17 protein-coding genes are annotated in these 23,901 nt (G+C 64.9%); 11 read left to right on the plus strand and 6 right to left on the minus strand.

All coding sequences use genetic code 11. The features are described from left to right. The first annotated feature begins 200 nt into the window (after window positions 1-200). The 10 genes from JYK05_RS13875 (at window position 201) to JYK05_RS13920 (ending at window position 12,507) form a co-directional block, all read left to right on the plus strand. Window positions 201-1,475, plus strand: coding sequence for a serine hydroxymethyltransferase (locus tag JYK05_RS13875; RefSeq protein WP_175940847.1), 1,275 nt, complete (start codon window positions 201-203; stop codon window positions 1,473-1,475). Window positions 1,476-1,496: 21 nt separating this feature from the next. Continuing rightward, window positions 1,497-2,468, plus strand: coding sequence for a dipeptidase (locus JYK05_RS13880; RefSeq protein ID WP_206469039.1), 972 nt, complete (start codon window positions 1,497-1,499; stop codon window positions 2,466-2,468). Window positions 2,469-2,497: 29 nt separating this feature from the next. Then, window positions 2,498-3,040, plus strand: a complete 543-nt coding sequence (locus tag JYK05_RS13885) for a DUF5943 domain-containing protein (RefSeq protein ID WP_175940849.1) — start codon at window positions 2,498-2,500, stop codon at window positions 3,038-3,040. Window positions 3,041-3,062: 22 nt separating this feature from the next. Then, window positions 3,063-5,126 carry an NADH:flavin oxidoreductase gene (locus tag JYK05_RS13890; RefSeq protein ID WP_206469041.1) on the plus strand — a complete coding sequence of 688 codons (2,064 nt, stop codon included), beginning with the start codon at window positions 3,063-3,065 and terminating at the stop codon, window positions 5,124-5,126. Between the two features lie 15 nt (window positions 5,127-5,141). Beyond that, the gene (locus JYK05_RS13895) at window positions 5,142-7,055 is read left to right on the plus strand and encodes a (Fe-S)-binding protein (RefSeq protein WP_206469043.1); all 1,914 of its coding nucleotides are present in this window, start codon (window positions 5,142-5,144) and stop codon (window positions 7,053-7,055) included. Window positions 7,056-7,058: 3 nt separating this feature from the next. Further along, window positions 7,059-8,225, plus strand: a complete 1,167-nt coding sequence (locus tag JYK05_RS13900) for an electron transfer flavoprotein subunit alpha/FixB family protein (RefSeq protein WP_206469045.1) — start codon at window positions 7,059-7,061, stop codon at window positions 8,223-8,225. Next, window positions 8,222-8,980 carry an electron transfer flavoprotein subunit beta/FixA family protein gene (locus tag JYK05_RS13905; protein WP_206469047.1) on the plus strand — a complete coding sequence of 253 codons (759 nt, stop codon included), beginning with the start codon at window positions 8,222-8,224 and terminating at the stop codon, window positions 8,978-8,980. Before JYK05_RS13900 ends, JYK05_RS13905 begins: the two co-directional genes overlap by 4 nt. A 62-nt stretch (window positions 8,981-9,042) precedes the next feature. Further along, a complete protein-coding gene (locus JYK05_RS13910; RefSeq protein ID WP_206469049.1) occupies window positions 9,043-10,338 on the plus strand; it encodes an SRPBCC family protein in 1,296 nt (431 codons plus the stop codon). A 23-nt stretch (window positions 10,339-10,361) separates the two neighbouring features. Further along, window positions 10,362-11,552: a hybrid-cluster NAD(P)-dependent oxidoreductase gene (locus JYK05_RS13915; protein WP_206469546.1), complete on the plus strand. Its 1,191-nt coding sequence runs from the start codon at window positions 10,362-10,364 to the stop codon at window positions 11,550-11,552. Between the two features lie 100 nt (window positions 11,553-11,652). Next, window positions 11,653-12,507 (plus strand): glycine betaine ABC transporter substrate-binding protein, encoded by an 855-nt coding sequence (locus tag JYK05_RS13920; RefSeq protein ID WP_175940855.1) that lies wholly within the window; start codon window positions 11,653-11,655, stop codon window positions 12,505-12,507. 75 nt (window positions 12,508-12,582) lie between these two features. Here JYK05_RS13920 and purU read toward each other — a convergent pair whose 3' ends face one another. From purU to JYK05_RS13945, 6 genes are all read right to left on the minus strand, one after another. Next, window positions 12,583-13,458, minus strand: coding sequence for a formyltetrahydrofolate deformylase (purU, locus tag JYK05_RS13925; protein ID WP_206469051.1), 876 nt, complete (start codon window positions 13,456-13,458; stop codon window positions 12,583-12,585). Window positions 13,459-13,575: 117 nt separating this feature from the next. Next, on the minus strand, window positions 13,576-14,895 hold the full coding sequence (locus JYK05_RS13930; RefSeq protein WP_206469053.1) for a hypothetical protein: 1,320 nt from the start codon (window positions 14,893-14,895) through the stop codon (window positions 13,576-13,578). A 197-nt stretch (window positions 14,896-15,092) separates the two neighbouring features. After that, entirely contained in the window at window positions 15,093-16,361 is a 1,269-nt protein-coding gene (locus tag JYK05_RS26695; protein ID WP_371826442.1) for an alpha/beta fold hydrolase, read from the minus strand. Then, complete coding sequence (locus JYK05_RS26700; protein WP_371826443.1) at window positions 16,325-18,067, minus strand: AMP-binding protein; 1,743 nt, start codon at window positions 18,065-18,067, stop codon at window positions 16,325-16,327. Before JYK05_RS26700 ends, JYK05_RS26695 begins: the two co-directional genes overlap by 37 nt. Window positions 18,068-19,090: 1,023 nt before the next feature. Next, on the minus strand, window positions 19,091-21,385 hold the full coding sequence (locus JYK05_RS13940) for a cation-translocating P-type ATPase (protein WP_241269958.1): 2,295 nt from the start codon (window positions 21,383-21,385) through the stop codon (window positions 19,091-19,093). 95 nt (window positions 21,386-21,480) lie between these two features. Continuing rightward, window positions 21,481-22,131, minus strand: a complete 651-nt coding sequence (locus JYK05_RS13945) for an FMN-binding negative transcriptional regulator (RefSeq protein ID WP_206469055.1) — start codon at window positions 22,129-22,131, stop codon at window positions 21,481-21,483. Between the two features lie 264 nt (window positions 22,132-22,395). On the opposite strand from JYK05_RS13945, the gene JYK05_RS13950 reads away from it, so the two are divergent. Continuing rightward, on the plus strand, window positions 22,396-23,862 hold the full coding sequence (locus JYK05_RS13950) for a DUF1254 domain-containing protein (RefSeq protein WP_206469057.1): 1,467 nt from the start codon (window positions 22,396-22,398) through the stop codon (window positions 23,860-23,862). Window positions 23,863-23,901 lie beyond the last annotated feature (39 nt).

Genomic DNA, 23,901 nt, shown 5'->3' on the forward strand with positions numbered 1-23,901 from the left:
GCGCCCTACACCCAAAGCCTTTTCGCCACTTGTCGAAAAAGGACGCGCATGTCGGAAAAGGCCAAGAACACGTCTGAATTCATAAATTGACCAGCAAGGCGAGGGTCAAGAATAGACGCAACGATGAAGACACGAGCGGCCTGAAACACGCGACGCGAGCTTCATCCAACGACCGTTCTTTCTGACCCGGACTCAAGCCCATGTCGAACTCGAATCCCTTCTTCGAAGCGCCGCTCGCGGCCCGCGATGCCTCGGTGCGCAGCGCGATACTGAAAGAGCTGGAGCGCCAGCAATCGCAGGTGGAATTGATCGCGTCGGAAAACATCGTGTCGCGCGCCGTGCTGGAAGCGCAAGGCTCCGTTCTGACGAATAAGTATGCGGAAGGCTATCCGGGCAAGCGCTATTACGGCGGCTGCGAATTCGTCGATGAAGTGGAGGCGCTCGCGATCGATCGCATCAAGCAACTCTTCGGCGCGAAGTTCGCGAACGTGCAGCCGCATTCGGGCGCGCAGGCCAATGGCGCGGTGATGCTCGCGCTGGCGAAGCCGGGCGACACCGTGCTCGGCATGTCGCTCGATGCAGGCGGCCATCTCACGCATGGCGCGAAGCCGGCGCTCTCGGGCAAGTGGTTCAACGCGGTGCAGTACGGCGTGAGTCGCGACACCCTGCTCATCGACTACGAGCAGATCGAGGAACTGGCGCAGCAGCACAAGCCTTCGCTCATCATCGCGGGCTTCTCGGCTTACCCGCGCAAGCTGGACTTCAAGCGGCTGCGCGCGATTGCGGACAACGCGGGCGCTAAGCTGATGGTCGATATGGCGCATATCGCGGGCATCATCGCGGCGGGGCGTCATGACAATCCGGTGGAGCACGCGCATGTGGTGACGTCCACCACGCACAAGACGCTGCGTGGTCCGCGCGGCGGCTTCGTGCTGACCAACGACGAAGACATCGCCAAGAAGATCAATTCCGCCGTGTTCCCGGGGCTGCAAGGCGGTCCGCTGATGCATGTGATCGCGGGCAAGGCGGTTGCCTTCGGCGAGGCGCTGCAACCCGATTTCAAGACGTACATCGACAACGTGCTCGCCAACGCGCAGGCACTCGGCGAAGTGCTCAAGGCAGGCGGCGTCGATCTCGTGACGGGCGGCACCGACAACCATCTGCTGCTCGTCGATCTTCGTCCGAAGAACCTGAAGGGCAATCAGGTCGAGCAGGCGCTGGAACGCGCGGGCATCACGTGCAACAAGAACGGCATTCCGTTCGATACGGAAAAGCCCACCGTCACGTCGGGCGTTCGCCTCGGCACGCCCGCCGGCACGACGCGCGGCTTCGGCGTGAACGAGTTCCGCGACATCGGCCGCCTGATTCTCGAAGTCTTCGACTCGCTGCGCGCGCATCCCGAAGGCGATCCGCAAACCGAACAACGCGTGCGCCGCGAAATCTTCGCGCTGTGCGAACGCTTCCCCATCTACTGAGCACACACGGAGCAACAAGCGATGAGCACTCTGCACGATAACAGCATCATTATCGACGGCCTCAACATCTCGAAGTTCGAGCGCTCCGTGTTCGAGGACATGCGCAAGGGCGGCGTCACGGCGGTGAACTGCACCGTGTCCGTGTGGGAAGACTTTCAGAAGACCGTGGACAACATCGCGGAAATGAAGCAGCAGATCCGCGATTACAGCGAGATCCTCACGCTCGTACGCACGACCGACGACATCCTGCGCGCAAAGAAAGAGAACAAGACGGGCATCATCTTCGGCTTCCAGAACTCGTATGCGTTCGAGGACAACCTCGGCTATATCGAAGTGTTCAAGGAACTCGGCGTGAACGTGGTGCAGCTTTGCTACAACACGCAGAACCTCGTCGGCACCGGCTGCTATGAAGCCGACGGCGGTTTGTCCGGCTATGGCCGCGAAGTGATTCAGGAAATGAATCGCGTCGGCATCATGGTCGATCTCTCGCACGTGGGCGCGAAGACGTCATCGGATGCCATCGCCTGCTCGAAGAAGCCCGTCACGTATTCGCATTGCTGCCCGTCGGGTCTCAAAGAACATCCGCGCAACAAGACGGATGAGCAACTGAAGGAAATCGCGGACGCCAACGGCTTCGTCGGCGTGACGATGTTCGCGCCGTTCCTGAAGCGCGGCCCGGACGCGACGGTCGAGGACTATCTGGAGGCGATCGAATACGTGGTCGATCTCATCGGCGAGGACCGCGTGGGCATCGGCACGGACTTCACGCAAGGCTACAGCACCGAGTTCTTCGACTGGATCACGCACGACAAGGGCCGTTATCGCCAGCTCACGAACTTCGGCAAGGTCGTCAATCCGGAAGGAATCCGAACGATCGGCGAATTCCCCAACCTGACGGCGGCGATGGAGCGCGCGGGCTGGAGCGAATCGCGCATCAAGAAGGTGATGGGCGAGAACTGGCTGCGCGTATTCGGCGAAGTCTGGAACGTGTGAACGCAACGACACAAGAACAGGAACCTGAGATGCAACCGCAACTGCCTATCGACGTCGACGCGCAAACGGGCGTCTGGACCACCGACGCACTGCCGATGCTTTACGTGCCGCGTCACTTCTTCACGAACAATCATGTGGCCGTGGAAGAAGCACTGGGACGCGAGACGTATGCCGAGATTCTGTACAAGGCCGGCTACAAGTCCGCGTATCACTGGTGCGACAAGGAAGCCGCGAAGCACGGCATCGCCGGCATGGACGTGTTCGAGCATTACCTGAAGCGCCTGTCGCAGCGCGGCTGGGGTCTCTTCGATATCGTCGAATCGGACCCGCAAAGCGCGATGGCGCGCATCCACTTGCGGCACTCGTCGTTCGTGCTCGCGCAGCCCGGCAAGCAGGGCAAGCTCTGCTACATGTTCGCGGGCTGGTTCGCCGGCGCGATGGACTGGGTAAACGACACCGTATCAGACAGCGCGAAGAAGGGCCCGCGCTCGCGGTCCATCGAAACGCAATGCGCGGCCGAAGGCCACGAGCATTGCGTGTTCGAAGTGTCGCCGTTGCAACTCCACGCGTAGCTTCAATCCGAGGTCGTCCGCCATGCGTTACCCGAACCTTTTCAAGCCGCTCACGCTGAACAAGCTGACTCTGCGTAACCGCATCGTCAGCACGGCGCATGCGGAGGTTTATGCCGAACCGGGCGGCCTGCCCGGCGATCGCTATATCCGCTATTACGAGGAGAAAGCGAAGGGTGGCGTGGGGCTCGCCGTGTGCGGCGGCTCGAGCCCGGTGTCGATCGACAGCCCGCAAGGCTGGTGGAAGTCGGTGAACCTGTCGACCGACAAGATCATCGATCCGCTCTCGCGCCTCGCCGAAGCCATGCATCGTCATGGCGCGAAGATCATGATTCAGGCCACGCACATGGGTCGCCGCTCCGCATGGCACGGCGAGAACTGGCCGCATCTGATGACGCCCTCGGGCGTGCGCGAGCCGGTGCATCGCGGTAACGCGAAGATCATCGAAGTGGAAGAAATTCGCCGCATCATCGAAGACTTCGCGGCGGCTGCGAAGCGCGTGAAGGATGCGGGCATGGACGGCATCGAAATCTCGGCGGCGCACCAGCATCTGATCGATCAGTTCTGGAGCCCGCGCACCAACTTTCGCACGGACGAATGGGGCGGCTCGCTCGAAAACCGCCTGCGTTTCGGCGTGGAAGTGCTGAAGGCCGTGCGCGAAGTCGTGGGCGCGGACTTCTGCGTGGGCCTGCGCATGTGCGGCGACGAGTTCCATGAAGATGGCCTGTCGCACGAGAACCTCAAGGAGATCGCGCAGGCCATGTCGGAGACGGGCCTTATCGATTACATCGGCGTGATCGGCTCGGGCGCGGATACGCATAACACGCTCGCCAACTGCATGCCGCCGATGGCACTGCCGCCCGAGCCTTTCGTGCATCTCGCGGCAGGCATCAAGTCGGTGGTGAAGCTGCCGATCATGCATGCGCAGAGTATTCGCGATGCAGGGCAGGCCGAGCGTCTGCTCGCGAACGGCATGGTCGATCTCGTCGGCATGACGCGCGCGCAGATTGCGGACCCGCATATGGTCATCAAGATTCGCGATGGCCGCGAGGACGAGATTAAGCAATGCGTCGGCGCGAACTATTGCATCGACCGCCAGTACAACGGGCTCGACGTGCTGTGCGTGCAGAACGCGGCGACATCGCGTGAAGCGACCATGCCGCATGTCATCGAAAAGTCGCGCGGACCGAAGCGCAAGGTCGTGGTCGTCGGCGCGGGGCCTGCGGGACTGGAGGCGGCGCGCGTGGCGAAGTCGCGCGGGCATGATGTCGTGCTCTTCGAGAAGAACGATTACGTCGGCGGTCAGATCATGCTTGCCGCAAAGGCGCCGCAACGCGAGCAGATGGCTGGCATCGTTCGCTGGTTCGACATGGAAACGAAGCGGCTCGGCGTGGATCGCCGTTTGGGTGTCGCGGCCGACGACAAGGCCATCATGGCGGAGAAGCCCGATATCGTCGTGCTCGCGACGGGCGGTTCGTCGTTCACGGATCAGGTGCCTGCATGGGGCGTCGAGCAAGGGCTCGCCGTGAGCGCGTGGGACATTCTCTCGGGCAAGGTCGAGCCGGGCAAGAACGTGCTCGTCTACGACGGCGTGAGCACGCATGCCGGCGCGGGCGTGGCGGACTTCATCGCATCGCGCGGTGGAAACGTCGAGATCGTGACGCCCGATGTGAAAGTCGCCGATGACGTGGGCGGCACCACCTTCCCCATCTTCTATCGGCGTCTCTATGCGCAGGGCGTCATCCATACGCCGAACTACTGGCTCGACAAGGTGTACGAGGAAGACGGCAAGAAGATCGCCGTGCTGCGCAACGAGTACACGGAAGAGCAGGAAGAGCGCGCGGTCGATCAGGTGGTGATCGAGAACGGCAGCACGCCCAACGATGCGCTGTACTGGAAGCTCAAGCCCGAATCGCTCAATCGCGGCCAGGTGGATGTGCACACGCTCTTCGCGGCGCAAGCGCAGCCGTGCTTGTCCGAAGAACTCGGCAACGGCCGCTTCCTGCTGTTCCGCGTCGGCGACTGCATCTCGATGCACAACATCCACGGCGCGATCTACGACGCGCTGCGGCTTTGCAAAGACTTTTGACGAGGGCATTGCACGATGAACCCCGTGTTTGTCATCACCGCCTTGCTGTGGCTCTCGGTGGCGGGTCTCGCCTTCGCCGTCATGAAGCGCGCGGCCTACTGGCGCGAAGGCCGCGCCACCGCGGCCGGCGCGTACGGATGGGCGAATCTGCTTAGTATCCCGAAGCGATATTTCGTCGACCTGCACCATGTCGTTGCGCGCGATCCGTACATCGCGAAGACGCACGTCGCGACAGCGGGCGGCGCGATTCTCGCGATGGCGCTCGTCTTCGTCAACTACGGTCTTGCGATCTATTCGCCGTGGATCGACAAGCTGATCTTCATCGCGGCGCTCGTCATGCTGGGCGGCACGTTCTTCGTGTGGAAGCGCAGGCACGGCGCGAAGCAAGTGCCGGCGCGTCTGTCGCGCGGACCGTGGGACGCGTTGCCGCTGCTGCTCGGCGCGTTCGCGTGCGGCCTCGCGTTGTTCACGCTGCTGCCCGCGACGTGGATGTCGGGCGCGCTTGCGATCATCGTCGCGTTGTCGATCGCGGCGGGCGCTTACACGATGACCTTCGGCGCGGCGCGCGGCGGACCGATGAAGCACGCGATGGCGGGTCTTCTGCATCTCGCGTTTCATCCGCGTCAGGAGCGTTTCAAGGCGGAGCATGAACACGATGTGGTGCCGCCCACGGCGCTCAAGAAGCCCGTGCTCGATGCGAAGGAATACGGCGTCGGCAAGCCGGTCGAGTTCCGCTGGAACCAGCTCTTGAGTTTCGATGCATGCGTGCAGTGCGGCAAGTGCGAAGCGGCGTGCCCCGCGTTCGCATCGGGCCAGCCGTTGAACCCGAAGAAGCTCATACAGGATCTCGTGACCGGCATGGTCGGCGGCACGGACGCGGCCTATGCCGGCAGCCCCACGCCGGGCATTCCCGTCGGCAAGCATGCGGGCGCGCCGGGCAAGCCGCTGATCTCCAGCATGGTCGAAGCAGACACGATCTGGTCCTGCACCACGTGCCGCGCGTGCGTGCAGGAGTGCCCGATGCTGATCGAACACGTCGATGCCATCGTCGATATGCGCCGCAACCAGACGCTCGTCGAAGGCGACGTGCCGGGCAAAGGTCCTATCACGCTCGCCAATCTGCGCGAGACCGGCAGCGCGAATGGCTACGACATCGGCGCGCGTTACGACTGGTCGGTGGATCTGCAAGTGCAGGTCGCGCAGCCGGGTCGCCCCGTGGACGTGTTGTTGATAGCAGGCGAAGGCGCGTTCGACATGCGCTATCAACGCACGCTGCGCGCGTTCGTGAAGGTGCTGAACAAGGCGGGCGTCGATTACGCGGTGCTCGGCGGCGTCGAAACCGATACGGGCGATACCGCTCGCCGCCTGGGCGACGAAGCCACGTTCCAGCAATGCGCGTCGAAGCTGATGGAGACGTTGTCGCGCTATACATTCCGGCGCATCGTCACAGCGGACCCGCATGTGCTGCATAGCCTGCGCAACGAGTATCGCGCGCTCGGCGGCTTCTACGAAGTGCAGCATCACACCGCGTTCATGGCTGAGCTCGTCGCAAGCGGCAAGCTCACGCCGAAGGCGGCCGCCGTGCTGGCGGACAAGAAGATCACGTATCACGATCCCTGCTATCTCGGCCGCTATAACGGCGAGACCGAAGCGCCGCGCAAGATGTTGAAGACCATCGGCATACAGGTCGTCGAGATGGAGCGCCACGGCATGCGCGCGCGCTGTTGCGGCGGTGGAGGCGGCGCGCCGCTCACGGATATCCCCGGCAAGCAGCGCATTCCCGACATTCGCATCGCGGATGCGAAGGCGGTCGGTGCCGATGTGGTCGCAGTGGGCTGTCCGCAATGCACCGCGATGCTCGAAGGCGTGGTCGGTGCTCGTCCCGAAGTGCTCGACGTGGCGGAGCTGGTCGCCGCAGCACTGGAGTAACGCATGAACACGATCAAACGAATCGATCCGCGCCGGCCGTTCATCGTCACGACAGCGGGACTGCGGCGGATCACGCTGGGCGAAGTCGGTACCGGCGCACTGCAGGATTTCGCCTCGGCGCATGCCGCGCATCGCGATACGGCAAAGCCGCGTCGCACGACGAAGCCCGCGCGGCGCAGCGTGCTGGTGGCGGCGCATACGGATCGCGGCGCGTTCGACGACCACGCGCGCCAGGCGCTTGCCGCTGCCGCGCTGCTCGCGGACGACGAGACGGAGATCGTCCTGATCGCGTTCGGCGCGTTCAACGACGACGCGGCATCGCTCGGCGCGGATCGCATCATCGAACTCGATGCGTTCGATAGCCGGCGTTTCGCGCCCGACGAAGAGCTGCGCGCGCTCGCGGCGTGCGCCGCCGCGTTCGCGCCCGCGCATCTTTTCATGCCCGACAACGCAACAGGCGATGGCGATCTCGGCCGCCGTTACGCGGCGCTCGCGGGTGCGAGCATCGCGACGCATGTCGTCGAACTGGACGCCACGCACGCCGCGAGTTATGCGCAAGCGGGCCGCGCATGGGCATCGCGCGCATTGCCGGAGGTCGTGATGCTCGCGCCGAATGCCGTCGATGCGAAGCTGCCTTTCGTCGGCGCGGGCGAACGCGTGGCGAGCGAGGGCATCGTGCCCGCAGCGACGGCGAGCGGGTATGTCGATCTCGGCATCGAGGAGCTGGACGCCGCGCAGATCGCGCTGGAAGAGGCGGATTTCATCGTGTCGGCGGGCAATGGCGTCTCTGACGTTGCCGCGTTCGAAGCACTTGCCAGCACGCTCGGCGCTGCGATAGGCGCGAGCCGCGTCGCGGTGGACGACGGCAAGTTCACGCGCGACAAGCAGATCGGCGCAACGGGCAAGACCGTGCAGGCGAGCGTCTATATCGCGTTCGGCATCTCGGGCGCGGTGCAGCATCTGCAAGGCATCAAGGATTGCCGTCACGTCATCGCGGTGAATTCCGATGCGAGCGCGCCCATTGCGAAGCGCGCGAATCTCACGGTCGTCGCGGATACGCAAGAGACGATCAAGGCGCTTACCGATGCGGCTGCGGCCGCGCGGGCATCGCGTGGCAATGGAGCGTCCATCGTGCTGGACGCGCCGCTCGCGGAAGGAGTGTTCGCATGAAGATCGCCGTACTCGTTTCCGTGGGACGTCACCCTGTGAGCGGTGTCGCGCGCTATAGCCGCAACGACGCCGCCGCGCTGACCATCGCGCTCGATATCGCGAGACATCAAGGCGCGCAACTCGACGTGTTGCACGCGGGCGATCCCTCGAATCCCGCGCTTGCGGAGTATCTCGCGCTCGGCGCGCCGCGCGTCGAAGTGCTCAACACCCAAGGCGATGCGAGCGCCGCGCTCGCACAGCGCATCGCGGGCTATGACCTCGTGCTGACCGGCACGCGTGCAGAAGGCGCGTTCGATAGCGGCACATTGCCGTACAAGCTGGCGAATGCGTTGAACATCGCGCTCGTCGGGTCGGCGGTGGATCTGAGCGTGACCAAGGACGGCGTCGAGGTGCGCCAGTTCATGCCCAAGGGCCTACGCCGGCGCGTGCGCGTGCAACTGCCTGCGCTCATCACCGTGCATCCGCTCGCCAATGCCGCGCCGCGTTATGCGTATGCGCGCATGCGCGAGGGACAGGTCGTGCCCGTGGCATCGAATGCGCCGGTAGACACCGAGCGCAAGGCGTGGACGCTCGGCCCTATCGCAGCGAAACCCAAGCGCCTCGCTGCGCCGGAGAAGCGCAGCGGTCACGCGCGCATGCTCTCTGCGACCACGACGGAGAGCCGTGGTGGCAGCGTCGTAATTGAAGGGAGTTCCGTCGAAAAAGCACAAGTGATTCTCGCGTATTTGCGGGAGCATCAACTGGTCGATTACTGATTTCGACGCGCAGCACACGATAAACGGGCCAAAGCGGGGCCAAAGCGATGCAGGAGCACACGATGAAAGTATCGGCAGACGTTCGCGCAATGATCGAACGCCGCAAGAAGGGCTACACGCTCGAAGCGCCGTTCTATACGAGCGAGGAGATTCACGCGCTCGATATGGACGCCATCTTCAAGCGGCACTGGATTCAGGTCGCTGTAGAGCCGGACGTGCCCGAGCCCGGTGACTACACGACAGTCGAGATCGGCGCCGATTCGATCCTGATCGTGCGCGACGACGACATGCAGATTCGCGCGTTCCATAACGTGTGCCGTCATCGCGGCGCGCGGCTGTGCAACGAGGAGAAAGGCTCGCTCGGCAATATCGTGTGCCCGTATCACAGCTGGACGTATAGCCTCAACGGCGATCTCATGTTCGCGGAGCACATGGGCGATCAGTTCGACCGCTGCAAGCACAGCCTGAAGAAGGTGCATGTCGAGAATCTCGCAGGCTTGATCTTCATCTGTCTCGCCGATGAACCGCCCGCCGATTTCGCCGTGATGCGCGCGGCCATGGAGCCGTATCTGCTTCCGCATGGCCTGAAGGATTGCAAGATCGCGGCGAGCGTCGATATCGTGGAGAAGGGCAACTGGAAGCTCACGATGGAGAACAATCGCGAGTGCTATCACTGCGTCGCGAATCATCCCGAGCTGACCATTTCGCTCTATGAATACGGCTTCGGCTATCAACGCTCGCCCGCGAACGAAGAAGGCATGGCGGCGTTCGAGCGCACGGTCGTCGAACGCACGAAGCAGTGGGAAGCGATGAATCTGCCGTCCGCGGAGATCGATCGTCTCTCCGATCTCGTCACGGGCTTTCGCACGCAGCGCCTGCCGCTCGATCGCGACGGCGAATCGCAGACGCTCGATGCGAAGGTCGCATCGAAGAAACTGTTGGGCGGCTTCGCGCGCGCGGACCTGGGCGGCTTGTCGTTCTGGACGCAGCCGAACTCGTGGCATCACTTCATGAGCGATCACATCGTGACGTTCTGCGTGATTCCGCTGTCCGCGGGCGAAACGCTCGTGCGCACGAAGTGGCTCGTGCACAAGGATGCGCAGGAAGGCATCGACTACGACGTCGATAACCTCACGGCCGTGTGGCGCGCGACGAACGATCAGGACCGCACGCTCGTCGAGTACTCGCAACTCGGCGCGGTGAGCAGCGCCTACGAGCCGGGCCCGTATTCGCCATATACCGAAGGGCTCGTCGAGAAGTTCTCCGAGTGGTACATCGGGCGGCTCGGCGACTATGCGAACGCGCCCGACGAGAAGCTCGCGTCGCATGGCGAGAAAGTCGTTTCCTTCATGCGCTAGGCGCGTTAAAGAGGCACATCATGATGCGCGATCAGGCGACGTTCGAGCCGACTCCCAGCCGCGTGACTCAACCGAGGTTCTGGGGCGCGCTGCCCGCGCGCTGGAACAGCGACATCGACGATACGCTCGTCTGCTGTCACGTCCGACAGGAAACGCACGACGTGAAGAGCTTTTTCTTCCGTGCACCCGATGAACGCTCATTCGTCTTCGAGCCGGGACAGTTCATTACGCTGGAACTCGACATCGACGGCGAGCCGGTGAACCGCTGCTATACGATCTCGTCCGCGCCCACGCGCCCGCACACCATCTCGATCACGGTGAAGCGGGTGCCGGGCGGCAAGGTGTCGAACTGGCTGCATGACAACGTCGTCGCGGGATCGCGCGTGCGCGTGCTCGGACCATCGGGCGAGTTCACCTGTGCGCGGCATCCGGCGCGCAAGTTCCTGTTTCTCTCGGCGGGGTCGGGCATCACGCCGCTCATGTCGATGAGCCGCGCGCATCACGAACTGGGCGACGACGCCGATATCGTCTTCGTGCATAGCGCGCGCACGCCGGACGACATCATCTTCGCGCGCGAGCTGGATCTCATCGCGTCGAATCATGCGAACTTCCGTACGGCGTTCGTGTGCGAGCGCGTGGGCGCCCGCACGAATTGGCCTGGAATCACGGGCTTTTTGAGCTTGCCGCTGCTGAAGCTGATTGCGCCGGATTTCCTCGAACGCGAAATCTTCACGTGCGGTCCTGCGCCGTACATGAAAGCGGTGCGCGATCTGCTCGACGAAGGCGGCTTCGATCGCACGCACTATCACGAGGAGAGCTTCTCGTTCGAGACCATCGCGGATGTCGCCTCGCAACTGGCGAGCGCGCATGTCGGCGATGCGATCGCTGCGCACGCCGAGACCATCGAAGCACGCGATGATTCGAGCGGCTTCGCGCCCGCGCCCGTCGACACCACGTTCAAGGTGAGCTTTGCCAAGAGCCGGCGCGAGATCGAATGCGGCAGCACGCAGCATGTGCTCGACGCCGCGAAGAAAGCGGGCGTGCGCCTGCCGTCGTCGTGCACGCAGGGCATGTGCGGCACGTGCAAGGTGAAGCTCGTTTCCGGCGAAGTATCGATGAAACATGCGGGCGGCATCCGTCAGCGCGAGATCGATCAGGGCATGGTGCTGCTGTGTTGCAGCACGCCGCTCACCGATCTCGTCGTCGATAAATAACGCGTCGCTTCTGGACAACTGCGTGTCGTAAAAGTGCGTTACGTGGAAATTCTGGCTGGCGATTCTGCATACACGGCGTGGGGCCGCAAAGGGGAAAGCAATGAAAGCGATGAGAAGACTGTTCGTGCTGGGCGCGATGAGCGCGGCCCTTGCCGCGAGCATGGGTGCGGGCGCCGATGAGAAACCGACGATCAAGATCGGCTACGTCGAAGGATGGGACGATAGCGTGGCGACGTCGAACGTGGCGGCGCGCATCATCGAAAAGCGGCTCGGCTATCAGGTGCAACTGGTGCCGGTCGCCGCGGGCGTGATGTGGCAAGGCGTGGCGCGCGGCGACCTCGACGCGACGCTGTCCGCATGGCTGCCGGTCACGCACGGCGCGTACTGGAACAACTTCAAGTCGAAGGTCGTGAATCTCGGACCCAACTTCAATGACGCGAAGATCGGCCTGATCGTGCCGGAAAACGCGGACGTCTCGAGCCTGTCCGATCTCGAAGCGAAGAAGGCGGAGTTCGATTCGCGCATCGTCGGCATCGACGCGGGCGCGGGCGTCATGCAAAAGACGAGCGAAGCGATCAAAGCATATAACCTCGACTACCGGCTCATGCCGAGTTCCGGCAGCGCGATGACGGCCGAGCTTGCGCGTTCCGAAGCCGCCAACAAGCCGATCATCGTGACCGGGTGGAAGCCGCACTGGATGTTCGCGAAGTACAAGCTCAAGTTCCTCGAAGATCCGAAGAAGGTCTTCGGCGAGGCCGAGCATGTCGATAACGTCGTCAATCCCGAGCTGGAAAAGAAGGCGCCGCCTGTCGTCGCGTTCCTCAAGAAGTTCCAATGGAAGCCGGGCGAAATCGACAGCGTGATGCTCGCGACGCAGAACGGCGAGAAGCCGGCCGCCGCCGCGGACGCATGGATCAGCGCGCACGGCGATCGCGTGGATAGCTGGGTGAAGTAAGCGGTAGGCATGGCCCAACAAAAGCGCCGCTCTTGAGCGGCGCTTTTGCATTCCAGGCGCGTTTTACCCAGGCCGCTAGCGCAGCACGACGGTCCGCTCGCCGTTGATGAACACGCGCCGCTCGACGAACGCCTTCACGGCGCGCGCGAGCGTGATGCATTCCACATCGCGTCCGGTCGCGAGCAGACGCTCCGGGCTGTACGCGTGATCGACGCGCTCCACTTCTTGCTCGATGATCGGGCCTTCGTCGAGATCGTCGGTGACGAAATGCGCGGTCGCGCCGATGAGTTTCACGCCGCGCGCATGCGCTTGATGGTACGGCTTCGCGCCCTTGAAGCCCGGCAGAAACGAGTGATGAATATTGATTGCGCGGCCCGCGAGCTTGCGGCTGGTGTCGGCCGAGAGAATCTGCATGTAGCGCGCGAGAATCAGCAGTTCGGCGCCCGATGTGTCGAAGAGATCGAGCACGCGTGCTTCCTGCTGCGGCTTGGTGTCGGCCGTGATCGGCAGATGATGAAACGGCAGGCCGTGCTGCGCAGCGAGCGGCGCGAGATCCGTGTGATTCGATGCGATGCCCACGATATCCATCTTGAGCTCGCCCATGCGCCAGCGGAACAGCAGGTCCGCGAGGCAGTGTTCGAGCTTCGACACCATGATGAGCACTTTCGGCCGCACGGCGAGATCGTGCATGGCCCACGTCATCGAAAAGCGCGTGGCGATGGGCGCGAATTCGCGTTGGAGCATCGCGAGGTCCAGCATGTCGTCGCGGCGCGCGGCATGAAAGACGCAGCGCACGAAAAAGCGTTCGCTCAGGTCGTCGTCGAAGACGCTGAGTTCGTCGATATAGCCGTGATGGTGCTCCAGAAAGCCGACGATCGCGGCTACCTGACCCGCCGCGCTTGGGCACGCGACGGTGAGCACCAGTTGATTGAGGCGAGGTTGCGCTGACATGCGTGCTCCACGTTCGAGAGAAGGCGTCGCCCGGAATGGGGCGAGCGTCTCGCTAGTAGAGCAAAAGGGACGGCGCGCGCGATAGAAGCGTTACGCCGTCGCGCTGGTATGAAAGCGTCAGCCCGCTTGCAGGCTCACGCGTTCTTGCGCGGACATGAGCATGGCGCGCATTGGCGGTTGAATGGCGACGAAGTGAACCATCAAGCTCGACGCCTGTTGGAAATACCACGGCGTATTGAGGCTCACGCAGTCGTGACCGGTATGGAGCGTCCAGCCGAGGCGCTCGCGCAGCAGATTCGCAATGATCGTCTGATCGCCGCCGTTCGCGTACGTGCTCGATTTATCGGGCGCGGCGGTCACGTGGCGATAGATTTCCTCGACGAAAGCCGCATTCTGCGCCGTGCGCCTGAAGCCCAGCACGCCCGCGTTGATGACCCACGGACCGATGTCGTGCGCGGCGAGAACGTCGCGATCAGCGAGCAGCGGTTCGAGCGGCTTCTTCTGGTTGACGAAGAGAATGTCGGCATCGATCCAGATCATCCATTCGTGATGCGGCAGGTGCTTGCGCAAGAACCACGGCTTGAGCCAGGTGCCGGTGCTGCCGGGATCGGCGTCGGCGGGCGTGTCGCGATACACGTAGAGCGTGTAGCCGTGGCGCTCGCAATAGCGCCGCATGTTCTGCTCCGCGACCGCGCCGTAGTTGCGCACGTTCCCCGTGTAATACGTGACGAGGGCGATCGGCCGGCCGGGATTGAAGACGCTGAAGGGCTCGGCGGGCACGTGCGCCACATGTCGCGAGAAGTCGAGAAGCCGCGCGCCTTTCTGCTGACAATCGTTGATATGCTCGGCGAGCGCGTTGCGAAACGACGGATGGATGAACCCGTACATCTCCTGTTCGGACATGACGATAGTCCACAGATTCGCGCGGTTCGCCCAGACCGGTTCGAAGCGCGGATTGCAGAACATGGCGCACATGATGCCGCCGCGCTCGCCGTGCGGCTCGATGTAGTCGAGCGGCGAGAGAAGCTGGACCTCGTCATCGGTCGTGCCGCAGATCTTGCATTGCTCGATGCAATGAACGATGAAATCGCGGATGGGCTGCGTATTGCGCCAGACTTGCAGCGCCGTCTGTTCCTTGCCGGTGTTGCCGCCGAGCGCGGGCAGCAGATGCTGACGGCCATCGGCCATGGGTTCGACCGGATGCATGTTCAACACGAGGCAGTCTTCGCTCAGGCAGATGAGCAGCGCATGTTCTGGCATCTGCCGGAGGTGATGCAGCACGGTTTCGTACTTCAGCAGAAGACGTTGTGCTCTGGATTCGATGCCGACGAGCGATATGGTTTCGTGCTCGTAGCCCAGTTGCGCGCAATAGTGCTTGTGATTGACGAGAACTGCGGGTGCGTCGACTCGGAGAAAACTCAGGCAGCGGGTAGTCATAGGTCGTACTGAAAACAACGGGGACGTTGCGTGATTGCGATTTTTTACAGTTTTCGCAGTATGCGCAGCCCGCGCGCCGAGTGGTATCGGGCATGTCTGAAATCGAAGAAATTCGATGGACGCGCCGAGTGGGCACAGAGGAGGCCCCCGACCGGGTTTTCAGGCCGCGTGAAGTGCCACGCGCCGCCGTCGACGGCTCACATATTCGACAACACCTGCGCGAGCGCCATCGCGACGGTTGCCAGATGCGGCTCCACGACGAGATCGTGATGCCGTCCTTCCACCTGCATGATGCGCAGGCCCTGCTTCGCGACGCGCTGCCACACCGGCAGCGGATCACCGCGATCATCCTGCATGATCGACGCGCGCACGTAGACGATCGGGCCGCCGAGATAACGGCGCGGCTTGTAGGTCGTCATCGCGACGCGCATGGATTCGCGCACGAGCATCAGCGGCGGCGGCAGGCTGCGCGTTTCCGGGCCGGGCCGCTGCGCCGTCTTGCCGAACCGCATGCGGACGTGGTCGGTCAGCGCGAGCGCCTTGCCGCGCACATAGCGCACGCGCGAGCGCGCATCGAGCGAGCGGAACTCCCGCATGCGATACGCGAGCATGGCGGCCTGATAGCGCGCCCACGCGGAGAGCGGCAGACAACGTTCGTGCACGTAGGTATCGAGCAGACAGAGCATTTCGATCTGCTCGCCCGCCTTTACGAGTTGCTGCGCGATCTCCAGCGCGACCAGTCCGCCGAACGAATAGCCGACGAGCGCATACGGCCCGCTCGGCTGTACGCCGCGCATGCGCAGCACGTAAGCGCGCGCCATGTCCTCGACGCTGCGCTGCGGCGTTTCATCGCCGTCCAGTCCTTGCGCCTGCAGCCCGTAAATGGGCCGCTCGCTTTGGAGCGTAGCCGCGAGCGTCAGGCACTCCATGACCGATCCCGTGATGCTATGGACCATGAAGAGCGGCCGGCCGCGGCCCGCGCGCATCTGCACGAGCGTCGAGTTGGCGGCGCTCGTGCCCTGGTCGGAAACGATTGCGCCCGCGAGCCGCGCAATCGTTGGCGCGACGATCAACGTTGCAATCGGCAGGGTGCGACCGGTCGTCCGCCGAATGTCGGCGAGCATGCGGGCCGCCAGCAGCGAGTGTCCGCCGAGTTCGAAGAAGTTGTCTTCCCGGCCGATCGGCGCGAAGTTGAAGTACCGCTCCCACAGCGCGCATAGATAGGCTTCGACAGTCTCCGCCGATTCCCCCGGCGCGGGCAGTTCGCCCGTCTGCCGCGCGAGCAGCGGGTGCGCGCGGATGCCATCGAGACAGCCGGGATTCGCGAGCGACGACACGTTACGCGCCGGCAAGCCGTTGACAGCATCGCGGGCGGCGGCCTCCGACGGCTTGCCGTTGTGCGTGACCGGCAGGCCGTCGACCTGCACGATCACGTCGGGCACGAGCGCGGCGGAGCCTTGTCGCATGATCTCGCGTCGCATGCGCACGGCGAGCGCGCATTCAGATGCGCGCCGGGCCGCAGCACGAGCAGCAGCACGATCCGCTGGCCGCTCTCGCCCGCGCGCTCGCCGGTTTGCGCCACGGCCATCGCCTGACAAACCTCGGGAATGTCGCTGAGGATGCGATAGATCTCCCCGGGACTCACGTTGATGCCGCGCACATTGAGCACGCCGTCGCTGCGGCCATGCAGACGCGCGGAGCCTTCGGGCGAGAATTCGATGACATCGCCGTGCGTCCAGACACCTTCGTTCTGCGAGAAATACGCGCTGTGAAAGCGCAAGCCGTCGTCGTCGCCGAAGAAACCGAGCGGCCGCGACGGAAACGGATTCGTGCAGACGAGCTCGCCGGGCAGCGCCGTCGGCGCGCCATGATCGAACGCCTGCACGTCGAGGCCGAGACTCTTGCACTGCGCCTCGCCCGCGAACACGGGCAGATTCGGATTGCCCAGCACGAAGCAGCCGAGGATATCGGTGCCGCCCGAGATCGACTGAAGCTGCAACGGCTTCACATGCCGATGCACCCAATGGAACTGCGAATCGAAAAGCACGGCGCCGGTCGACATCATCGCGCGCAGCGCAGACAGGTCGAACTGCTCGCCCGGTTCGAGGCCCGCGTCCTCGCTCATTTTCAGATAAGCGGGACTGGTGCCGAACACCGTGACGCGCTCGTTCGCCACGATGCGCCAGAGCGTGTCCACCGCCGCGACGGGGCCGTCGTAGGTCACGATCTGCACGCCCGATGCGAGCGCCGACAACTGCCAGTTCCACATCATCCACGAGCAGCTCGTGAAGAAGAACAGCTTGTCGCCGGGGCCGAGGTCGCTATGCAACCGGTGCTCCTTCACATGCTCGATGAGCGTCCCGCCCGCGCCGTGCACGATGCATTTCGGCTTACCCGTGGTGCCCGATGAGAACATGATGAAGAGCGGATGCGCGAACGCGAACCGCTGCCACGCGAATTGCGCGGCGTCGCCTTGTAGGATCAGTTCGTGCAATACGTGCTGATGCGTGCCGATGCCGGTCGGCAGCGGCATGTCGTCGAGACACACGATATCCGTGAGCGACGGCAGTTCGGCCGCGACCGCCGCGACGTGGGCGCTGAGCGAGCCGGCCGTATCGAACGAACGCGGCATGGTATGCGCGAACAACACGCGCGGCGCGAGCGGCGCGAAGCGGTCGACGATGGACTGCACGCCGTTTTCCGGCGCGGCCGTGGAGAGCGTCGCCCCGAGCGCGGTGACGGCGAGCGCGGCGGTGATCGCGTCGGCGTCGTTGCGCATGATCGCGACGACGCGGTCGCCCGGCGCAAGCCCCAGTTCGCGCAACGCGTGCGCAAGCCGCATGACGCGTTCGCGCAGTTCGCCGCGCGTATAGGCGACGCGGCCGCCATCGGCATAACAGGAAGCGAGCGCGGGGGCGTCGTCGGGCGCGATGCGCTGATTCAGCAGATTCTCGGCATAGTTCAACTGCACATGCGGGAAGAAATGCGCGGTCTCGCAGCGATCGCCGATGCAAACCGGGTCCGCGTTGCCCGACCATTCCAGCCCTTGCGCGGAGTGCAGAAAGTATTGCCAGAAGCGGCGGAATTCGCGGGCGCTGTAGGCGTGCAATGACGGGTAATCGGCGAAATGCTGGCCCGTCAGTGCTTCGAAGCCCTTGGTAAAGCGCGTCATGCCGGAGCGCGCGATGCGCTCCGCGTCTGGCTGAAACAGGGACGGGCGCGAGCCCATACGCGCACGCTCGCGCATAACGTTATGACGTTGCATGGTGCGACGGACCTGTAATCTGCGCTGCGTGATTGAATGCTTATGTGTTCAGCGTCGGGCTCCGAAAATCTCTCAGTTTCCGGTACAGCGCCTCGCCGACGGTCAGGTGTGTGAAGCCAGAGTACCGCGAGCGAAATCGCCGCAATGTGCGACCACGCACAAACGGGCATCCGTGTTTTTCCGTCTATCGAGCGGTCAGCGCCGGTGCATCTGTCGTGGCGATGTTGCTTCGTGCAGGATGAGAAACATTTCGGATTTCAAAATGCTTGTAACGGTGCGCGCTGATCACTGCCATGTGGCAGCGTGGTGAATTCGCGCACCGGGTTGGGCGCTGCGTATCGTCGCGCGGGGCAAGAAGCGCATGCCTGCCCTGAAAGCCGCCTCTTGCGACGGCGGCATTGTCGCCATCCGGCCGCCGCGAACTACTCGGGCACGCAGACGGGCGACATCGGCATGGCGTTAGCGGCGGGCAATACCGCGAGCGGAACGCCATGCGCGTTGTAAGAAGCGCATGCAAGCGCGTTCTGGGTGCGGCCCCGAGAGCCGCTTCTCACGACGGCGGCATCGTCGCCATCCTGCCGCCGCGAACTACTTGGGCACAAAGACGGGCGACATCGGCATAGCGTTCGCGGCGGCAATACCGCGAGCCCGGAGCGCCATGCGCGTGGCAAGAAGCGCATGAAAGCGCGTCCCGACGCTGCTCGGAAAGCCGCCTCTCGCGACGGCGGCATCGTCGCCATACGGGGGCCGCGAAGGACTCGGGCACGCAGACCGGCGACATCGGCATGGCGTTGGCGGCGGGCAATACCGCGAGCGGAACGCCATGCGCGTGGCAGGAAGCGCATGCAAGCACATTGCGGTGCGGCCCGCGGAGAACCGCTTCTGGCGACGGCGGCATCGTCGCCATCGCGCCGCCGCGATCGATGCGTGTTATGCGGTCCGCGCGACCGGCTTACTTTCGCGCGCGGCATCGGCCGTTTCGGGTGCCGCGTGTCCGGCCCGCGCGCGCCACGTCCTGAGCAGCAACGCGTTGGTCACGACGCTCACGCTCGAAAACGCCATCGCCGCGCCCGCGTACATCGGATCGAGCATGCCGAGCGCCGCGAGCGGAATGCCGATCAGGTTATAGACGAACGCCCAGAACAGGTTCTGCCGGATCTTGCGATAGGTGCGCCGCGAGATGTCGATGGCATCGGCGACGAGCGCGGGATCGCCGCGCATGAGCGTGATGCCCGCCGCTTCGATCGCGACGTCCGTGCCGCTCGCCATCGCAATGCCGATGTCGGCGGCGGCGAGCGCGGGCGCGTCGTTGATGCCGTCGCCCGCCATCGCCACGACGCCTTTCGCCGACGCCTTCAGTTGCGCGACGACCTGCGCCTTGTCGGCCGGCAGCGTCTGCGCGAACACCCGCTCTTGCGCGATGTCGAGCGCCCGCGCGACCGCATGCGCGCTGCCCGCGTTGTCGCCGGTCACGAGCGCGCTCGTCACGCCCATCTGCGAGAGCCGTTCGATGGCGGCGCGCGCGGCGGGCTTCACGGTGTCGCCGAACGCGAGCAGCGCGAGCACCGCGCCGCGCTCCGGCTCGAACAGCCACGAGATCGTGTTGCCCTGCGCTTCGAGTTGGCGGGCACGCTCGGCGAGCGCGTCGGGCACCGCCGCGTTCGATTCTTGCAGCCAGCGCCCGCTGCCGATCGCGATGCGTCGCGGCGCGGCAGCGTTCTCGGCCATGGCGACGTCTGCTTCCACGCCGCGCCCCGCGACTGCGCGCGCGGCGCTCGCTTCGAAACGCCGCGTCGCGTTGGCATCGCCTGCGGCAGCGGCCACTGCCTTCGCCAGCGGATGTTCGCTCATGCGCTGCACGGCCGCCGCGAGCGCGAGCGCCTCGTCGCGATGCTGCCCCGGCGCGGCGTCGAACGCGACGAGCGCCGGCCGCCCGATTGTGAGCGTGCCGGTCTTGTCGAACGCGACGATTTCGATGCCATGCGCGCGCTCCAGCGCCTCGGCGTCCTTGATGAGGATGCCCTGACGCGCCGCCACGCCCGTGCCGGCCATGATCGCGGTCGGCGTCGCGAGGCCGAGCGCGCACGGGCACGCGATCACCAGCACCGCGACCGCATTGAGCAAGGCCGTCTCGCCGCTCGCGCCGTGCAGCAGCCAGCCGGCGAGCGTCACGAGCGCGATGCCGAGAATCGCCGGCACGAACGCCGCCGACACGCGGTCGACGAGCCGCTGGATCGGCGCCTTCTCCGCCTGCGCGGACTCGACGAGCCGGATGATGCGCGCGAGCGTCGTCTCCGCGCCGACGGCGGTGGTTTCGATGGCGATCACGCCTTCGCCGTTGATCGAGCCGCCTGTCGCGCGCGCGCCCGGTTCCTTGGCGACCGGCAGGCTCTCGCCGGTGATCAGCGATTCGTCGATATGCGTGCGGCCCTCGCGCACGATGCCGTCCACCGGCACGCGCTCGCCCGGCCGCACGATGGCGATATCGCCGATCCGCACGTCTGCCAGCGCGATTTCGCGTTCCCGCGCGGGATCGCTGGCATCGCGGATGCGCGCCTTGTCCGGGCGAAGCGCGTTGAGCGCGCGGATCGCGTCGGTCGTCTGCCGCTTCGCGCGGGCCTCCAGCCACTTGCCGAAGCGCACCAGCGTGATGACCACCGCCGACGCCTCGAAATACAGATGCGCGTGGCCGTGCGCGACCATCTGATAGACGGACACGCCCCATGCCGCCGACGTCCCGAGCGCCACAAGCAGATCCATGTTGCCCGACAGCGCGTGCATGGCACGATAGCCGCCGACGTAGAAACGCCATCCGAAGCCGAACTGCACGACGCTTGCGAGCGCCAGTTGCAGCCACGGCGAGAGGTCGAGGCTGAGCATCGGCGCAAGCATCGGCGCAAGAAGTGGCACGGAGAGCACCGCGCTGCCGATGACCGCCGCGAGTTCCCGGTCGCGCGTGTGCGATGCGTCGGCGGCGGGCGGCGCGTCAGGGACGATGCGCGTGGCTTCGTAGCCGGCTTTCGTGATGGCGGCGAGCAGTTGGTCGTCGGTGACGGCGTCGCTCGCGTGCACGGTGGCGCGTTCGGTCGCGAGGTTGACGGCGACGGCATCCACGCCCGGCACGCGCTTGAGCATCTTTTCGACGCGCGCGACGCACGACGCGCACGTCATGCCGCCGACGGCGAATTCGGCGGTCCGTTCCGATTGAGTTGAAGCCGATGACATTGGTGAAACGCTCCGGATGTGGCTGAACGGGCGCAATTCCCGTTCTCATGCATCCAGTATCGACCTTCCCATGACTGGAAGGTCAAGCGCGGTTCTTAGCCGCGCGACGGATCGTTCAGGGTGGCGGACATGGCGTCGGCGAGCGCGTGCGCCGCGTCGCCGCCGCGCTGACGCAAGCCCTCGACCGCGCCGAGACGATCGGCATCGGCCTTGTTCTGCGAGAGCTTGGCCTTGCCGACGAGCCGCGTCACCTCGATCTCGATGCCGACGATCGCGCCCAGCAGCTCGTCGATGTAATCGCGCGGCGCGTCGCCCATCTTCCACGGCGCGGGCTCGGCCGCTTCCATCTTGCGCGTGAGCCGCGCGACGACGCCGCGCACGTACGCTTCGTCGTCGCGCACGGTGATGCGACCGTGCACATGCACGACGAAGTAGTTCCACGTCGGCACCTGCCGATGCGTGTCCTGCTTGCTCGGATAGAAATTCGGCGAGATATACCCGGTTTCGCCCTGAAAGATCACGAGCACGTTCTCGCCCGGCGCGACTTCTTTCCAGACCGGATTGGCGCGCGCCACATGCGCCCGCAGAACGCCGTGCTCGCCCGCATTCGCGTCCAATTCGAACGGAACATGATTTGCGTCCAGCCCGTTCGGACCGTGCGTAACGAGCGCGCCGAACGGGTTCGCGGCGATCAGCGCGTGAAGCACGTCGGCGCGGTTTTCTTCGAAATGGGCGGGCAGATACATCGGTCGGCTCTGTGACGGTGGCATGAGAACAGCAGGAAACCCGATGTTACGCGATGCCGGCGCATGCGGTTTGCTTCCGTCATCAGCGCCTGATGACAGTTTTGGCAGCGGCTCCTTGCCTATCATCAGCGGATACGTTAAAACGCGAATTTCGAGATAGTTTCCGCGCCCGTAACAAAGGCGCAAACGTTAAGGCGGCAGCATCGGTTTGCGCGCCGGAAGTTGCGTCAACCCATGCGAAACAAGAACCGGACTCCCATTCGAATGAACCTACCACGACGCTGGACCTTCCCGCTCAACGCCGCTTTTTGTCTCGGCGCAGGTATCGCCGGAATCAGCCTCCTGTCCGGCTGCGCGGCGAACAAGCCGCCCGAAGCCAAAGCCAGCACCGGCTGGGTGAAGGACCAGGTGGCGGACGCCTACACCTTCGGCTTCCCGCTCGTTGCCTCGGACATTGCCCGGGAGCGCGCGAGCGGCAACGCGGCGCTGTCCGGCCGCGCGCCGCTCAACACGTTCCGGCACGCGAGCGCGCTGCCGCCCGTCGGCGCGGCGGGCTGGCCGAGCGTCGATACGCTCGACTCGACCGCATGGCTGGATGTGTCGGCCGATCCGGTGATCGTCTCGCTGCCCGCCGCGCCGCGCGGGCGGTATCTGGACGCGCGCGCCTTCGACGCGTGGACCAACGCGCTCTATTCGAGCGCCGATACCACGCCGTATCCGAAGATGCAGTCGATCGCGTTCGTGCCGGCGGGCTTCAGCGGCACGCTGCCCGCGGATGCCACGCGCGTCGAATGCCGCACGCGTTACGTGTGGCTCTCGGTGCGCGTGCGCGTGAACGGCCCGCGCGACGTGCGCGAGGCGCGCAAGCTGCAAACCGGGATGCGTATCGAGCCGCTCACGCCCGCGAAAGGCTCCGTCGCCGATGCGACGCCCGCCGTCACCGGCGCATGGCCCGGCGGCAGTAGCGGGCAGCAGCCGGCGGTGCCGCCGTTGCCCGCCGCGCCGGCGACGGCATCGCCCGGCGCACAAGCCGAATCGCTCGACGCAAGGGCCTTCTTCGCGCGTCTTGCCCGCTCGCTCGACGACAACCCGCCCGCCACCGCCGACACGCCCGCGATGAGCCGTCTCGCCGCCATCGGCGTCAAGCCCGGCGAGCCGGTGCAGTTCAAGACGACGGACGCGCCGGTGCTCGACGCGGGCATCGCCGAGGCGCGCGAGCGGCTATCGACCGTGCCGCCCAACGCGATCACGAAGAACGGCTGGACGTGGTTCGGCGACGGCGTCGGCAACTACGGCACCGACTACACGCTGCGCGCCTATCTCGCGCGGCGGCAGACGGCGACGAGCACGAAAGACGGCGAAGCGAAGCCGGTTGCATCCGTCGACAGCGACGGTCACGCGCTGAACGGCGCGAACGACTACGTGCTGCACTTCGAGCCGAATCAGCTTCCGCCGGTGCGCGGCTTCTGGACGCTCACGGCCTACACGAAGGACGGCGCGCTCGCCGATGCCAAAGTGCCGCGCCTGTCGCTTTCCGACCGCGACCGCCTGAAGAAGAATCGCGACGGCTCGATCGACGTGATCGTGTCGTCCGAGTCGCCGGGCAAGGCGCGAGCGTCGAACTGGCTGCCCGCGCCCGCGGGCGAGTTCCAGCTCGCCATGCGCCTCTATGCGCCGAAGCCGCAGGCGAGCGACGGCACGTGGGCGCCGCCGCCCGTGCAGCGGCAATAGCGTCTTCTCGCCCGTCTTTTTTGCGCCGCGTTATCGAAG

This window comes from Caballeronia sp. M1242, assembly GCF_017220215.1.
Lineage (GTDB): Bacteria > Pseudomonadota > Gammaproteobacteria > Burkholderiales > Burkholderiaceae > Caballeronia.